This window comes from Flavobacterium ginsenosidimutans, assembly GCF_003254625.1.
In the GTDB taxonomy this organism is placed as follows: Bacteria; Bacteroidota; Bacteroidia; order Flavobacteriales; family Flavobacteriaceae; genus Flavobacterium; species Flavobacterium ginsenosidimutans.
In genome coordinates this window covers 1-15,876 of the sequence record NZ_QJRJ01000073.1, presented here as the reverse complement: position 1 = coordinate 15,876, position 15,876 = coordinate 1, and the positions used below count along the sequence as shown (strand labels likewise).

Sequence of the window (15,876 nt, the reverse complement as noted above, 5' to 3'; positions counted from 1 at the left end):
GACTTTTATTACTATCGCATAAAACTTCATGAAAATAGCATTTACTATTATAATCTCATTTTTAATTTTTAATACTTCTTTTAGTCAAAACAAATTCGGAAATCCAGAAGTCGATCCTATTCAAATACAGAAAACTTACGAACAATGGTCTGTTTATCAGAATAAAAAAATTATGCTTTCAAGAGATTTTAAAGCGTTGGATGTTGCATCAAAAGAAATTTCAAAAGAAGCTTTTCTAGATCAATTAGCAAACGGAAATTTCATACCAATCCGATTAAAATCTGAAGCTGATATTTACGTTTACAAACTCTTCAAAATCCTGCCAAAAACAGATACAAGTATAAAAGCCACTATCAATCAAATTGGTTTTGATGCTTATAAAAACTACAAAATGGAAGGAACAGCTTTTCCGCAATTTTCATTCAAAGATTTAGACGGAAATCTGGTAACCAACGAATCCATGAAAGGAAAAATAATTGTGATAAAATGCTGGTACATTCACTGCACACCATGTATTAAAGAATTTCCACAGGTAAATAAATTGGTTTCAGCATATAAAGATAGAAACGATATCGTTTTTATGAGTTTAGCCGAAGATTCAGCAGAACAATTAAAAACATTTCTGGCAAGAAAACCACTTTCATATTCTGTAATTCCAGATATGAAGGAATATATGAATGAATCGTTGCAATTGAATTCATTCCCAACACATTTTATAATCAACAAAGAAGGAATGATTGCTAAAGTGCTTCCTAATTTTGAGAGTCTTGAAGTGGCTTTGGCTAAACAAAGTAAATTGTAAGTTGTAATTAATCTCGCAAAGCAACCCTATTTTTTGTCATTTCGACTGAAAGGAGAAATCACACTAGTTAATCGACAATGATTGAAGACATGCTTTGCGGAGTTTCTTGTGTGATTTCTCCTTTCAGTCGAAATGACAAACTGTAACTTTAAATTAATAGGATTTAAACAAAACTCTGCGCCTTAGCGACTCTGGGAGAACCTCTCATCACCAGCATAAAAACCTTAGCACCTTAGTATCTTTGCAACTTAGAACCTTTTTCACTACTTTTGCACCAAATTAATTAAAAAGACATTCATGTTAACAGTCAATAATTTATCAGTTCAATTTGGCAAACGAATTTTGTTTGACGAAGTAAATACCACATTCACTCACGGAAATATTTACGGCGTTATTGGAGCCAATGGTGCTGGGAAATCTACATTTCTAAAAATCATTTCAGGTGATATGGACCCAACTTCTGGACATATTCATTTAGAGCCGGGAAAACGTATGTCGGTTTTAAACCAGAACCACAACATGTTCGATGAGCATACTGTTTTGGAAACCGTTTTAATGGGAAATAAAGTTTTGTATGCTGTTAAAAAAGAAATGGATGAACTTTATTTAGATTATAATGATGCAAATGCAGACCGAATAGGAGAGCTTCAGGTTCAATTTGAAGAAATGAATGGATGGAATGCCGATTCTGACGCTGCATCAATGTTGTCTAACTTAGGAATTTCAGAAGCAGATCATTATACTTTAATGGGAGATATGGAAGGAAAAATGAAAGTTCGTGTGCTTTTGGCGCAGGCGCTTTTTGGAAATCCGGATGTATTGATTATGGATGAGCCTACCAACGATTTGGATTTCGAGACAATCGCTTGGTTAGAAAACTTCTTGGCAAACTACGAAAACACTGTAATTGTTGTATCTCACGACCGTCACTTTTTAGATGCGGTTTGTACACATATTTCTGATATTGATTTCGGAAAAATTAATCACTATTCAGGAAACTATACTTTCTGGTACGAGTCTAGCCAATTAGCGGCAAAACAACGTGCTCAGCAAAACAAAAAAGCAGAAGAGAAGAAACAAGAGTTGGAAGAATTTATTCGTCGTTTTAGTGCAAACGTTGCGAAATCGAAACAAGCAACTTCTCGTAAAAAAATGATTTCGAAATTAAATATTTCAGAAATCAAACCTTCAAGCCGTCGTTATCCTGCAATTATTTTTGATCAGGATCGTGAAGCTGGAGATCAGATTTTGAATGTAGAAAACTTAGCTGCTTCTGTTGATGGAGAAGTTTTATTCAAAGATATTAACCTGAACATGGCGAAAGGCGACAAAATCGTTCTTTTCTCTAAAGATTCACGTGCTACAACTGCTTTCTACGAAATCTTAAACAACGAACAAAAAGCAGATGCTGGAACTTTTGATTGGGGAATTACAACCAACCAAGCTTATTTGCCAGCTGAAAACCACAAATATTTCGAAAACGATTTGAGTTTAGTTGATTGGTTACGTCAATACGCTAAAACAGAAGAAGAGCGTGATGAGGTATTCATTAGAGGTTTCTTAGGAAAAATGATTTTCTCTGGAGAAGAAGCTTTAAAAACGTCTAGAGTTTTATCTGGAGGAGAAAAAGTGCGTTGTATGTTGTCTAGAATGATGATGGAGCGTGCTAACGTTTTAATGTTAGACGAGCCAACAAACCACTTAGATTTGGAGTCTATTACAGCTTTCAACAATTCATTGAAAAACTTTAAGGGTTCTGTAATCTTCACAACGCATGACCACGAGTTCGCGCAAACTGTTGGTAACAGAATCGTAGAATTGACACCAAACGGAGTTATCGATCGTTACATGACATTTGATGAATATCTTGATGATGAAAAAATTCAAGAACAAAGAAAGAAGATGTACAATCTTTAATTTTTAAATTCCAATTTGAAAATTCCAATTTTTGAACTTACAACTTTGTCAAAGTTTCAAACTTTGACAAAGTTCTACATCTATAAAAAAATCCCAAACTCCAATTTTAATTTGGAATTTGGGATTTTTTAATTTGTTATTTATCAATTATTTACTGCCGAACATTTTAGCGAAAATCCAGATAATAATCGCAATAATAAAGATTACGATAAAAATCCCGAATCCCATTCCGGCTTTAAAAATGTCTCCTATAACTTCACAGCTTGTAAATGAAAACAGTATTACGAATACCATTAACAATCTTAGTATTTTATTTTGCATGATTCTGATATTTTAAATTGATACTTAAAATTACTTCACGAATAGGCAAAATGTGTTATAGAATTTTTTGGAAATGTTTTAGGATTTGGATTTTATATACTTTTCGTTTAAATCCTTAAGGAAGGTACTGCGATCAAATTTTTTTAGAAATCCAGACTTTTCACCTTTCTCTAATTCCCTATTTAGTTTTTTGATTTTGATTAATTTTTGAGTTGACATTTTATTGTTTTATAAGTTTAATTTCAAAGAATACAATCAATGTATTAAATTATTTTACTTTAAGTTTTTTACTAGTGGTAAATTTTCTCATTTCTCCTTCATTATATTTAGGCCAGATTAATGCAAATAAAAGAATAGAAAAACCTATACCAAAAGAACCAAAAATCCATTGAAATTTATTCCCATTTCGTTTTTCGTATTTCTGCGTTATTGGTTCTAATATAATATAGCTTTCTGATTTTTTTTGAGTTCTTGCTTCAATTGCTTTTATGAAATTTTGTTTTTCGTCAGATGTTGGTGTTCTTTCGAAATGATCTAAAGAATAGAAGTCATATTCTTTCATATTATTGAGACAGTAATTATAAAACTCCTGGTATAAGTTTTTATTTCTGTAATCACTTCTTCTACTTCTTGTGTGTTCATGAAAGCTTACACCATACCAATATTTTGGGATGTCATTAATATTTGTTGATTTTCTGTCAAAAATTGGAACTACAAAATAAATGTCAAAGTTTAAATCATTATTTCTTCCACTTCGACTGAATGCTGTATGAGTACCTCCATAATTAGTTGCAACAGAAAAATTAGTCAATTTATAATAACGACTTTTTTCTGTTTTTTCAATATCTGTTATTTTTGATAGTTTTTGGAGCTTACCTGTTGCTGTGGTTAAATATTCTTGTGAATTTATGAGGCATGCGGTAATTGTGATAGCTGATAAAAATTGAAAAAAGAATTTGAGATGGTCATTTTTTAAAATAAGAATTTTAAATCTGGGACGAAGCCATATTAAAATTGGAATCCACGGTAACAAAACAGGTAACCAAAAATTCCAGATTTTTTCTTTAAAATCAAAAATTTCAAATTCAATTGTAAATACCCAACGTATTAATAAAAGACCAATTATAGTCGATAATGAAATCAATAAGAAGATTGGAAGAATGTGCTTTAGTTTTGAAATGTATATTTGCAATGTTTTGATTTTGATTATTTGTAAAAAAAAGCAAAACACAAATTTATAATTTAATTCTTACATTAAATACTTTAGCTGTTTTCTTTTTTTAAGTTGAAAATTTTAATTTAAAAACATTTCCAGCCCCAATACCCCAACAAATAAAATCAGATTCCGTATATTTGCGCAACCAAACATTACAATCACTTATGAGTCAAAAAGTATTACTTAATTCGAAAGAAGTTACTATCATACTCCATCGTTTGGCTTGTCAGTTAATCGAAAAACATCTTGATTTCTCTGAAACAATTTTAGTGGGAATTCAGCCAAGAGGCGTTTTTTTAGCTGAACGTTTAAAACAAATATTAGAAAACGAATACAAGGTTCCTGAAATTTCTTTAGGATATCTGGATATCACTTTTTTTAGAGATGATTTCCGTCGTACTGATAAACCGCTTGAAGCCAATAAAACCCAAATCAATTTTATAGTCGAAGACAAAAAAGTCATTTTTATTGATGACGTTTTGTTTACCGGAAGAAGCATTCGTTCGGCGTTAACTGCCATTCAATCTTTTGGAAGACCTTCAGAAATTGAATTATTGGTTTTAATAGACAGACGTTTCAGCCGTCATTTACCAATTCAGCCCGATTATAGAGGCCGTCAGGTAGATGCTATTAATGGTGAAAAAGTAATTGTAAGCTGGAAAGAAAATGATGGTGAAGATGTTGTTCACCTAGTGACGAATTAAGTTTAATCGGTTAACCGGTTAATTGTTTAATCGGTAATTACACCGATTAAGCGATTTGAAAAAAAACGATTAAACAATTCAACGATTAAACATATAAACACACACAATGAAAGAATTAAGCGTAAATCATTTATTAGGAATTAAATATATCAACGAGAATGATATTAACCTGATTTTTGAAACGGCAGATCATTTTAAAGAAGTCATTAATAGACCGATTAAAAAAGTTCCTTCATTACGAGATATTACCATTGCCAATATTTTCTTCGAAAACAGTACCAGAACCAAACTCTCTTTCGAATTAGCGCAGAAACGTTTATCTGCTGATGTAATCAGTTTTTCTGCAGCTCAGTCATCGGTTAAAAAAGGAGAAACTCTGATTGATACTGTAAATAATATCCTTTCGATGAAAGTTGATATGGTTGTAATGCGCCACTCCAATCCCGGAGCGGCTTATTTTTTATCTAAAAATGTCAAAGCCAGTATCGTAAACGCTGGAGATGGAGCGCACGAACATCCAACTCAGGCTTTATTGGATAGTTATTCAATCAGAGAAAAATTGGGCGATGTAGCTGGAAAAAAAGTAGTTATTGTAGGTGATATTCTGCATTCGCGTGTAGCGCTTTCAAACATATATGCTTTGCAAATGCAAGGCGCAGAAGTAAAAGTTTGCGGACCAAAAACATTGATTCCGAGATATATTGAATCGCTTGGTGTTACAGTCGAACCGAATTTACGCAAAGCGTTAGAATGGTGCGACGTTGCGAATATGCTTCGTGTACAAAACGAACGTATGGATGTGAATTTCTTCCCATCAACACGTGAGTACGCTCAGCAATACGGAGTAGACAAAACGCTTTTGGATTCGCTAGGAAAAGAAATCGTAATCATGCACCCAGGGCCAATAAACAGGGGAGTAGAGATTACTTCTGAAGTTGCCGATTCTGATCAGTCTGTGATTTTAAATCAGGTGGAGAATGGTGTGGCGATTAGAATGGCGGTTATTTATCTTTTGGCTTCTAAGATTCAGTAGATTTAGTATTCAGTCGCAGTCGTAGTTTTCAGTCTCGGTATTTAGTATTAGACAACTTTGGCATTTATCAGGCTGAGCGAAGTCGAAACCCGCGTTTGTTAATCATATTTCGGCTTAAAAAGCACTTCGACTTCGCTCAGTGTGACACTCGTTTAAGATCTGAAAACTGTGACTGTGACTGAAAACTATAAAAAAACTTCGTACCTTAGCTCTCAGAAAATCAATTTTTATATAAGCCCCACAAATTAAAAAATGAAAGTAGATCAAAAAGGACATACCGTTACTATTAAAGATACTCAAGGAGATGTAAATGCTTTCTTGGAAAAAGTGACGCAACAGTTTAAAACCTTTGAAAAACAAAATATTATAATCGATTTGTCTGCAGATTCTGCAATTACAGAAAAAGATTTGAAAGCTTTTTTACCGCTTTCTAAGCTTCAGAAAAAAGCAAAAAAATCTTTTGTAATTGTTGCAACTGATCTTGATTTTAATGCTATTTCAGATAAATTAGCAGTGGTTCCTTCACTTTTGGAAGCGCATGATATTATCGAAATGGAAGAAATCGAAAGAGACCTAGGGTTTTAATTGTAGATTTTAGAGTTCAGATTTTAGATTTTGAATGTTGAGGTCTAAAAACAATCTAAAATCTAAAATCAACAATCTAAAATGAAGTTAACCATACTTGGCTGTTATGCCGCAACTCCGAGAACACTTACTAATCCAACTTCGCAGGTTCTAGAAATTAAAAACCGATTGTTTTTGATTGATTGCGGAGAAGGAACTCAAGTTCAGCTTCGAAAGAATAAGATTAAATTCTCAAAAATCAATCACATTTTTATTTCCCATCTTCACGGTGATCATTTGTATGGATTAATCGGGACGATTTCTACTTTTTCCCTTTTAGGAAGAACAACTGATTTACATATTTATGGACCAAAAGGAATTAAAGAATTAATTCTTCTTCAGTTAAAATTGACTGAATCTTGGACAACTTATTCTTTGTTTTTTCATGAATTAGAATCAAAAGAAAGTGAAGTTATTTTTGAAGATAAAAAGGTGATTGTAAAAACGATTCCGTTAAAGCATCGTGTTTATACAAATGGTTTTCTGTTTCAGGAAAAACCAGACGAAAGGAAGCTTGATGTTGAAGCAGTTCAACGTTATAATATTCATGTTGCTTATTATCAAAAAATAAAAAACGGAAGTGATATTACGCTTGATGACGGAACTGTTGTCGAAAACGAAAAATTGACTTTCGATCCTCCGCCAACAAAAAGTTATGCATTCTGTTCTGATACAGTTTACAACGAAGAAGTAATTCCGATTATTCAGAATGTGGATGTTTTATACCACGAATCTACCTTTTTAGAGTCGGAAGCGAGATTGGCTGAAAAAACATTGCATTCAACCGCAAAAGAAGCTGCAAATATTGCTTTAAAAGCGAATGTGAAACAATTAATCTTAGGACATTATTCAACACGTTATGATGGAATAGAGCCATTTAAGAAAGAAGCAGAAACAGTGTTTCCAAATGTGCTTTTAGGAGATGACGGTGTAAGTTTTGAGTTATAATTTAAGGTTCTGAGATGCTGAGGTTCTAAGGGACTAAGTTTGTATGTAATTGTTTCAGATTTCAGATTTTAAGTTGATGAAATCTGAATATTTGAGTGTCACACTGAGCGAAGTCGAAGTGCTTTTCTAAAACAGAACGTGCTTTGCAGACGTGGGCTTCTCCCGAAGTCTCGGGATCGCTCAGCCTGACAAGCCTGATAATCTAAAATCTAAAATCAACAATCTAAAATAATAAGCTATGAGCGATTTAAGTAATTATAGAAGATCATACGAGAAAAGTGAATTGCTGGAAAATACTATTCCTGAAGATCCAATTAATCTTTTTAACCGATGGTTTCATGAGGTGGAGGATTTTGGCGGAAGCGGTGAAGTAAACGCAATGACTGTTTCTACGATTGGTTTGGACGGATTTCCGAAATCTCGTGTTGTTCTCTTAAAAAAATTCTCGGAAGAAGGTTTTATATTTTACACCAATTATAATTCAGAAAAAGGAAAAGCAATAGAAGCTAATCCGCATGTTTGTTTGTCATTTTTTTGGCAGGAAATGGAGCGTCAGGTAATTATTAAAGGAATTGCCCAGAAAACTTCTGAAATTATATCAGACAATTATTTTGATTCACGTCCGGATGGAAGCAAGCTTGGCGCTATTGTTTCCAATCAAAGCGAGGTGATTCCGTCAAGAGATTTTTTAGAAGAAAACCTAAAAAAACTCGAAACGGATTATGAAGGAAAATCAATTCCGAGACCTGAAAACTGGGGAGGATATATTGTCACACCGTTACAAGTTGAATTCTGGCAAGGAAGAGCAAATAGACTTCATGACAGGATACGTTATACAGGTCAATCAGACTTTTCTTGGAAGATTGAGCGACTTTCTTCTTGATTTTGTAAGTTTTTTATAGTATTCAATAAAAATTAAGTGCATTTCATCGATTATTTTTGTAGTTTAGCGATGGATTGAATATGTTTGGTATAGAAAAACAGACGATATTTATTCAACAATAAATTTAAAGGATTTGCCCCAACATTTACTTTAAACTCGCTAAAATGCTGATGATTATGAAAAAGATTAAGCGCATCATGTTGTTCATTGCGATTCTCATCGCAATGAACTCATGTTCTGCCGATACAGCTGAAGGAAACGCGGATACTACTGCAAAAACTATCGTTTCGAATTACACGTACAACGATACGGAACTCCAAACGATGAAACTTATAAATGAACACCGAGTTAGTGTTGGTTTAAATGCTTTGGAGAGAATCAATCATATATCTTATAAATGTGAAGAACACAATGAATATATGATTGCAAATAATGTTGTGAATCATAATGATTTTGTCGAAAGATCTCAAAATATTACTAATGTTTTAGGAGCTAAAAAAGTTGGTGAGAACGTTGCCTACAACTATAAAACTCCTGAAGCGGCTTTGAGAGCCTGGCTTGATAGTCCAGGCCACAAAGAAAATATCGAAGGCGATTTTACTCACTTCGGAATATCTGTTACTACAGATGCTGCTACAGGCAAAAAATATTACACTAATATTTTTGCTAAAATTTAAACGTATATTGAACAGGTTGGTTTTTTAGAAGTCGTTGTAATTCATTGATTTGCAACGACTTTTTAATTAGAAAAAAAGCCATCCGAGTTGGACAGCTTTTTCTAGGTTGGTTATGTTAGTAAATCAATTACAATGCAGTGATTATGAATTCGCTTCGTCTATTCGCTTGATGTTCTTCTTCTGTACATTGAACTCCATCTGAACATTTATTGACTAATTGGGTTTCGCCATAACCTTTTCCAGTTAAGCGGTTGGCAGAAATACCATTTTTAATAAGCCATTGAATAGTTGATTTTGCTCTTCTGTTAGATAATGCTTCATTGTATTGATGTGAAGCTCTACTATCTGTATGTGAACGAATATCTAGTTTCATAGTTGGATTGTCGTTTAAAACCACTAATATTTTTTCTAAATCTAAAGCTGCTTCAGGTCTGATGTTTGATTTATCCAAATCAAAATAAATCATTTTAATTCCGAAACAAACACCTAAATCATCGCCAACTGTAACTTTACAGGTTGCTTTTTCTAATGCAATTGGCAAATCGGTCTTACCGCTAGATTTCGGAATTGTAATACTTACTTCTTTGGTTGTGTATTCTGGTTTTTCAGCTCTTACATAATAGCTTTTTCCGCATTCAACAGAGAAACTGTATTTTCCTGACGCATCTGCAATTACGGAGTTTTTGAGCGACATGTCACTGTCGTATAAAGTTACTTTTGCACCAGGTAAAGTAATTCCGGTTTCGGCATCAGTTATAATTCCTTCTAGTTCTTGAATGCATCTTAGTTTTCTTGTTTCTAGGAATTTATAAATATCATCAGAACCTTGACCTCCATCTTTGTTAGAAGTAAAATATCCTCTTCTGGAAACTGGATCGATAATGTAAGCAAAATCATCTTTTGGTGAATTTATATCTGCTCCGAGATTTTGAATATCGGAAAACTTACCATCGTTATCGATACCGGCAACAAAAACATCTAAACCTCCTAATCCAGGATGTCCATCTGATGAAAAATAGATTTCATTTTCGCTGGTTACATAGGGATAGGTTTCTTTTCCTTCAGTATTGATCGTGTTTCCTAGATTTTCAGGTGTTCCGTATGTGCCATTCGAATTAATACTTACTTTGTATAAATCAGATTGTCCGAAAGATCCTGGCATATCTGAAGCAAAATATAATGTTTTTTCGTCTGGACTTAATGAAGGATGTGCTGTACTATAATTATCACTGTTGAAAGGAAGTTCTGCAATGTTAGTCCATTTGTTATCGCTTCCTAATTCTGCTTTGTAGATTTTGATTAAAGTAATTTTGTTTTCATCTTTTCCTTTTTTTCCATTTACGTAATTGTTTCTCGTAAAATAAACCGTTTTTCCATCTTTCGTAAAAACAGGAGATGCTTCGTGGAATTTTGTATTAATAGCAGATTTAAACTTGTTCACTTTTGTGGTGCTTCCTGTTTCTGGATCAAGATCAGCATTGTAGATATTTGTAAAATATTCTCCAGTCCATTTGTGTTTGCGCTGTGAAAAATTCCCTGTATCTCTTGCAGATGCAAAATAAAGTTTATTGTTATATACAAATGATCCGTAATCGGAATATTTGCTATTTACGCCAGCATCTTCTATTTTGTATCTTCCAGAATTTGCTTTAATCTGATCCATATAATTTACATCACTTTTGTAAAGCTTACCTCTATTATCATTTTTTGATTTAGCATAAAAGTCGTCTAAGAACTTATTTGCTTTGCTGGTTTCACCAATCGATTTTAGCGATTGTGCATATCGAAAATAATATTCTGGTTCAACGGTTGTCGTGTTCATTGCAAATAATTCACCATACCATTTTGCTGCTCCTGCAAAATCAGAATTGAAGTAGTAAGAGTTTCCCAGCTTTTTGAACATATCTTCAGATTTGTAACCTTTATTAGCTACTTTTTCGTAGGTCTTTATGGCATCAACATAAGCGTAATTGTTGTATTTCTTATCTCCAGAATTTACTTTTGACTGTTGTGCATAACTGCTAAATGAAAAAGCACTTATTATTGAAAGGAAAAGAAGTGTATAGTTTTTCATAATACTTTTTTTTAGAAGAAACGAGGAGTTGTCATTTTACCATTGTTTGTGAAGAATTCATAGCGCAGGAAGATTTCGTGTGAGCCAGAATTGTAGTTTTTCAAATTGGTCGTTTCATTGTCATATCCATAACCAATATATAATCCGTCTGTAATCTGAAATCCTGCCATTGCACTTATTGCAGCATCCCATCGGTAAGCAACCCCCAAGGTTAACTTTTCAAAGAATAAGAAGTTTGCAGAAACATCTACTTGAAGCGGAGCTCCTTCAACCATTTTAGTTAAAACAGCTGGTTTAAATTTTAGTTCTTGAGAAAATTGGAAAACATAACCTCCCATCAAATAATAATTGATTTTGTCTTTGTAAATGGCAACATCATTATCATCGTAACGATTGGTTTGAATGAAGTTAGGAACTGATAATCCGATATATGCTTTATCAGAATGCCAGTAAACTCCAGCACCAACATTAGGTGAAAAGTCATTATCTAAGTTTTGAAATTGTGGATCTCCAGCAGTTTCAGGATTTAATTTGGTTACATCCAGATTGAATATATCTGCAGTACCTTTTATTCCAAATGAAAGTTTCCATGTTTCTGAAGTTGGAATTGTATAGGAAAGATCTACAGAAAATTGATTCTCTGTTGTAGGACCAATTTTATCATTAACTAAAGATACTCCAAGTCCAACATTGCTGTTGTTTATTGGTGTATTAACAGAAATAGCATTAGTTTTAGGAGCACCATCTAATCCTATCCATTGATCACGATGTAAAGCAAAAACGCTTAAAACACCACGAGAACCAGCATAAGCAGGATTTATGTTTATCGTGTTGTACATATATTGTGTGAACTGTGCATCTTGCTGCGCACGTCCTGAATATGTAACCAACAGAATGACGAAGAAAAGTAATTTTGTTCTCATAGTAGATTTTTATTATTTTAATAATTACTATTGATTTTTAAGATATTGAAAATCAAACCATTAATTTATTTCAAAGTTAACTAAAATTCTTAACAATTTTTTCATAATCCGCTGTAAAGTAATACTTTACAGCGAATTATGGTTTCTGTTATTTGGATAGATATAAATATCCATCTAATTTGTTATCCTGAACATTGTTGTTTCCATCTAGAGACTTATAGTTTATGATGTAAAAATAAGTTCCTGTAGGTAGTCCGTCAGATTGCTTAACAGTTGTTCTTCCTCTTGAAATTCCATCGAAAGCATTCGTTGTATTATTATAGTTTGTAGTTTCAAAAACTAATATTCCCCAACGATTATATATTTCAACAGTATTGCTTGGGTAACAAGTTAAATCATCAATATTGTCAATTTTGAAAACATCATTTATTTGGTCGCCATTTGGAGAGAACGAGTTATGTACTAATACATCTCCGCATGGTAAAACTCTACAATCATCATTTACTTCCATGTTCAGTGCAATAGTTCTTGGACAATTTTCATCAGCTATTAAATATTCAAAAGCATAACTTCCAAGTGCTAGACCAAACGGATTAAGAACATTTCCTTGAAGAGCATTAGTATTGCTTTTATCAATCCAAGTTCCTGTCGTTGGGCTTCCTTCTGGAAGTAAACTGGTTAAATTGATCAGAGTTGAATCATCAGTACATGCTGTGCTTGTAATTTCTGTAACACCGTTTGGAACTACAGTAATTGTAATTGTTGCAGTATCACAGTTTTCAGCGTTTAGCTTATCACAGATTCTATAACTGTATGTATAAGTGCCAGCAGGTGTCAAGCTTGAAACGTTTACATTTCCAGAACCATCAATTACGATATTAGGATCTGTTTTAGAATTATTGCCTTCAACAAGAAGTGTAAAGTTTACTAGCTCTAACGTTGCAGGATTTGTTCCTACTAGGTCATTGCTTAATACATTACCAACTAATCCGAATGAATTACATCCAATATTACTGAAGTTGTCATCGTTTGCAACTATCGTTGCCGGTGGAGCTGGTGCAGTTACAATTACTGTAACTATAGCAGTATCACAGTTTCCAAAATCAGCATTTTCACAAATTTGGTAAGTCAATGTATAGGTGGCAGCTGGTGTATTTGGCGGAATATTTATTGATCCGTCAGGGTTTATCACCAATGTGCCAGTAGGATCTGGTGTTACGATAGTTAATGTAACGTCATTTATGTTTACTGCAGATCCGTTTAATGTATCATTAGTTAAAACATTTATGATGTTATTTGCTCCAGGAACTCCATTTATAGGACCAGCACTGTCGTCATTTGCAACAATTGCGAATGTTGGTCTGGCAGTACAGTATGGATCTGCAGGTGGATAATTAACTGTGATAGTTTGGCTTGGATTTAAAGATATTGTCAAATTAGCAGTTGGACGTAGTTTTTCGAATCCATCAGCGCCTTCAACCCATTTATTGTTTTCAAAAATCCAGCCTGGCCAGTCAATTCCTTTTCCATTTTCATCAACCACTGCACCTGGCCACAATACACGGCCACTTAATGGAAGATCATTCATTGTTGTTATTACATTATTATTGTTGTCTGCCCAAGCAATTGTGACACCATCTACAGGAGTGAAGTTTGTTGGTGTTACTGCATAATCAATGTAAGGAACATCATTTACACATATTGCTGTTGCTGTAACAGTCATTACAGGAGCTTCAATTGTAATTGTAACTGTTGCAGTATCACAATTATCTGTTTGATCTGCTTCGCAAATTTGATATACCATTGTTAATGTACCTACTGGTGCATTTGGTAATACATCTATAGATCCATCAGGATTTAATTGTAAAAATTCATTTGGTGTTACTGTTGTTATAATAACATCAGATGCAGTTACAGGATTTCCTTCTAAGGTGTCGTTTGTTAATACATTTAATACATTAGTTGTTGTATGATTTACTCCTACAATAGGACCCCCGTTGTCATCATTGGCAACAATGTCTCTGTATTCTTTACAGCTTACACCGAAGTCAGCATTTAAATGTACTAAATCCTCTGGCGTTACATTAACAATATAGCCGCTTTCTGTTGTTGTTTTACAAACTGTATGCAGTTGTGTTTTGCTTGTTTTACCAGCAATGTTTTTAGCAGATACAGAAGGAAGCACTTTTACTAAACCTGTAAAGCCTAAGTTTGCAGCCACAGTATCAAAATTAGCATCTCTAACTAACTTAATAGTATATTGCCCGTACGGATTCGCTGTATTTGGACGATCTCTCCAGAATCCTTCGATACCAACAATAACTTCTTCATGATATCCATTTGGTCCGTCAATAATAACATTGGCGTTAAGTGCATTTCCAAAACCTCCTGCATTTAATTCCCCATTGTTTTGAGGTCCAGTGTAGTTTCCGTCTCCGTTAAGATCTATCCATTCCCATTGGCTGTAATCAATAGCTCCATTAGAGTCTGGAATATTTTTGGTAACAACGCCATCATTGTTTGCATCGTACCATTCGTCTTGGATTCCGTTACTATTTGTATCATACCAAACATAATCACCAAGAACAGGAAGGTTTGATGCTCCATATTCAAAGTTATGAGTTTGGAAAACACAATCTTCAAGAGTAGTAAAGAACAAGCTAGAATCGACAGGATACAATTGATATGCGCTATTTAAATTAGCATCTTGAACTTGTACCAAATAACTTCCAGCTGGCATTCCAACGAAATTGTACATTCCGTCAGCACCAGTAATACGCATTTGTATTGGTCCTGTAGTTGTTCCTTGAGGAATTAAAGTAACAGGTACATTTGCAATAGGAGTATTTGTGTCTACGTTAATAATTTGTCCAGAAATTTTTATAGTATAAGTAGGCTGTGTAATCACAACTGTAGCTGTAGCAGAACAAATTTGATTTTCGCCATTTAATTGTGCAGTAGCAGTAAGTGTATAAGTTCCTGCAGGTAAATTGGCGTTGCCTACAATTTCATTTCTTTCATTTGTAATTACTACAGTTGACCCTGGGCTATTGGTTACAATGATTGCACCATCTGTACCTCCAAAACAGCTTACATTTGTAGCGATTCCGCTTACAGAAACTTTATTTTCAACTGTAAAAGTTTGTACTAATTCAGTTTTATTTCCAGCACAATCAGTTAATGTATAAGTTCTTGTTAAGATATATGGTGTTCCATCGCAGCCACTTGCTCCATTATTTGTGTCTGTAACAGTAATATTTACTGTCGGACTGCAATTATCAGCAGCGTCTGTAATATCTGCTGGAGTTCCAGTAGGAATTAAATCAATACTTGCCAAATTAGTTACATCAGCAGGAGCAGTTCCTGTTGGAGCAGTTTTATCTCTTACTGTAATAACTTGGGTATGGGTAGCTGTATTTCCTCCACAATCACTTGTTCTCCAAGTACGAGTCAATGTATAATTAGAATCGCATCCTTCTTGTACATTAGATTTTACTTCAGAGAATACGATTGGTAAATCTCCATTACAATTATCAGAAGCTTGCATTTCTGCTGGTTGAGGAACGGCATCACATGATACTTCAATATCTAAAGGTAGATCACCAGTAAACATTGGCGCAGCAGTATCCTGAATAGTGATTATTTGAGTGAAAGTATCAGAAGTGTTTCCGCAGTCGTCTTTAACAGTCCATGTGTTGGTGTAGGTTCCAGCATTTGAGCATCCTTCAGAAGCAGTAAACTGTCCGCTTACTTT

The 15,876-nt window shown here is 33.8% G+C and carries 13 protein-coding genes; 8 read left to right on the top strand and 5 right to left on the bottom strand.

The window, feature by feature from the left end:
* Positions 1-28 precede the first annotated feature (28 nt).
* Both DM444_RS07485 and DM444_RS07480 read left to right on the top strand, forming a co-directional pair.
* Positions 29-802 (top strand): TlpA family protein disulfide reductase, encoded by a 774-nt coding sequence (locus DM444_RS07485; RefSeq protein WP_111285204.1) that lies wholly within the window; start codon positions 29-31, stop codon positions 800-802.
* 297 nt (positions 803-1,099) lie between these two features.
* On the top strand, positions 1,100-2,719 hold the full coding sequence (locus tag DM444_RS07480) for an ABC-F family ATP-binding cassette domain-containing protein (protein ID WP_111285202.1): 1,620 nt from the start codon (positions 1,100-1,102) through the stop codon (positions 2,717-2,719).
* A 147-nt stretch (positions 2,720-2,866) separates the two neighbouring features.
* Here DM444_RS07480 and DM444_RS23755 read toward each other — a convergent pair whose 3' ends face one another.
* Positions 2,867-3,040, bottom strand: a complete 174-nt coding sequence (locus DM444_RS23755; protein WP_008468862.1) for a hypothetical protein — start codon at positions 3,038-3,040, stop codon at positions 2,867-2,869.
* 268 nt (positions 3,041-3,308) lie between these two features.
* Entirely contained in the window at positions 3,309-4,232 is a 924-nt protein-coding gene (locus DM444_RS07470) for a hypothetical protein (RefSeq protein WP_204251671.1), read from the bottom strand.
* Positions 4,233-4,420: 188 nt separating this feature from the next.
* Here DM444_RS07470 and pyrR point away from each other — a divergent pair, with 188 nt between their 5' ends.
* The 6 genes from pyrR to DM444_RS07440 all read left to right on the top strand — a co-directional run bounded on the left by pyrR (position 4,421) and on the right by DM444_RS07440 (position 9,125).
* Entirely contained in the window at positions 4,421-4,960 is a 540-nt protein-coding gene (gene pyrR / locus DM444_RS07465) for a bifunctional pyr operon transcriptional regulator/uracil phosphoribosyltransferase PyrR (RefSeq protein WP_008468864.1), read from the top strand.
* 106 nt (positions 4,961-5,066) lie between these two features.
* Entirely contained in the window at positions 5,067-5,993 is a 927-nt protein-coding gene (locus DM444_RS07460) for an aspartate carbamoyltransferase catalytic subunit (protein WP_111285198.1), read from the top strand.
* Between the two features lie 252 nt (positions 5,994-6,245).
* The gene (locus tag DM444_RS07455) at positions 6,246-6,578 is read left to right on the top strand and encodes a ribonuclease Z (RefSeq protein WP_111285196.1); all 333 of its coding nucleotides are present in this window, start codon (positions 6,246-6,248) and stop codon (positions 6,576-6,578) included.
* A gap of 81 nt (positions 6,579-6,659) precedes the next feature.
* Positions 6,660-7,565 (top strand): ribonuclease Z, encoded by a 906-nt coding sequence (locus tag DM444_RS07450; protein WP_111285194.1) that lies wholly within the window; start codon positions 6,660-6,662, stop codon positions 7,563-7,565.
* Positions 7,566-7,803: 238 nt separating this feature from the next.
* A complete protein-coding gene (gene pdxH, locus DM444_RS07445; RefSeq protein WP_111285192.1) occupies positions 7,804-8,448 on the top strand; it encodes a pyridoxamine 5'-phosphate oxidase in 645 nt (214 codons plus the stop codon).
* A 176-nt stretch (positions 8,449-8,624) separates the two neighbouring features.
* Complete coding sequence (locus DM444_RS07440; RefSeq protein WP_204251670.1) at positions 8,625-9,125, top strand: CAP domain-containing protein; 501 nt, start codon at positions 8,625-8,627, stop codon at positions 9,123-9,125.
* A 127-nt stretch (positions 9,126-9,252) separates the two neighbouring features.
* Here DM444_RS07440 and DM444_RS07435 read toward each other — a convergent pair whose 3' ends face one another.
* The 3 genes from DM444_RS07435 to DM444_RS07425 form a co-directional block, all read right to left on the bottom strand.
* A complete protein-coding gene (locus DM444_RS07435; protein WP_111285190.1) occupies positions 9,253-11,199 on the bottom strand; it encodes an OmpA family protein in 1,947 nt (648 codons plus the stop codon).
* A gap of 11 nt (positions 11,200-11,210) precedes the next feature.
* On the bottom strand, positions 11,211-12,122 hold the full coding sequence (locus DM444_RS07430; RefSeq protein WP_111285188.1) for a PorP/SprF family type IX secretion system membrane protein: 912 nt from the start codon (positions 12,120-12,122) through the stop codon (positions 11,211-11,213).
* Between the two features lie 148 nt (positions 12,123-12,270).
* A partial coding sequence (locus DM444_RS07425; protein ID WP_162614936.1) for a T9SS type B sorting domain-containing protein occupies positions 12,271-15,876 on the bottom strand: 3,606 nt, incomplete at its 5' end.

Bases quoted from the DNA above. Each gene is read 5' to 3' on its own strand.
- DM444_RS07450 (WP_111285194.1), top strand. From the start codon at position 6,660: ATGAAGTTAACCATACTTGGCTGTTATGCCGCAACTCCGAGAACACTT.
- DM444_RS07435 (WP_111285190.1), bottom strand. From the start codon at position 11,199: ATGAAAAACTATACACTTCTTTTCCTTTCAATAATAAGTGCTTTTTCA.
- pyrR (WP_008468864.1), top strand. From the start codon at position 4,421: ATGAGTCAAAAAGTATTACTTAATTCGAAAGAAGTTACTATCATACTC.
- DM444_RS07455 (WP_111285196.1), top strand. From the start codon at position 6,246: ATGAAAGTAGATCAAAAAGGACATACCGTTACTATTAAAGATACTCAA.
- DM444_RS07460 (WP_111285198.1), top strand. From the start codon at position 5,067: ATGAAAGAATTAAGCGTAAATCATTTATTAGGAATTAAATATATCAAC.
- DM444_RS07485 (WP_111285204.1), top strand. From the start codon at position 29: ATGAAAATAGCATTTACTATTATAATCTCATTTTTAATTTTTAATACT.
- DM444_RS07440 (WP_204251670.1), top strand. From the start codon at position 8,625: ATGAAAAAGATTAAGCGCATCATGTTGTTCATTGCGATTCTCATCGCA.
- DM444_RS07480 (WP_111285202.1), top strand. From the start codon at position 1,100: ATGTTAACAGTCAATAATTTATCAGTTCAATTTGGCAAACGAATTTTG.
- DM444_RS07430 (WP_111285188.1), bottom strand. From the start codon at position 12,122: ATGAGAACAAAATTACTTTTCTTCGTCATTCTGTTGGTTACATATTCA.
- pdxH (WP_111285192.1), top strand. From the start codon at position 7,804: ATGAGCGATTTAAGTAATTATAGAAGATCATACGAGAAAAGTGAATTG.
- DM444_RS23755 (WP_008468862.1), bottom strand. From the start codon at position 3,040: ATGCAAAATAAAATACTAAGATTGTTAATGGTATTCGTAATACTGTTT.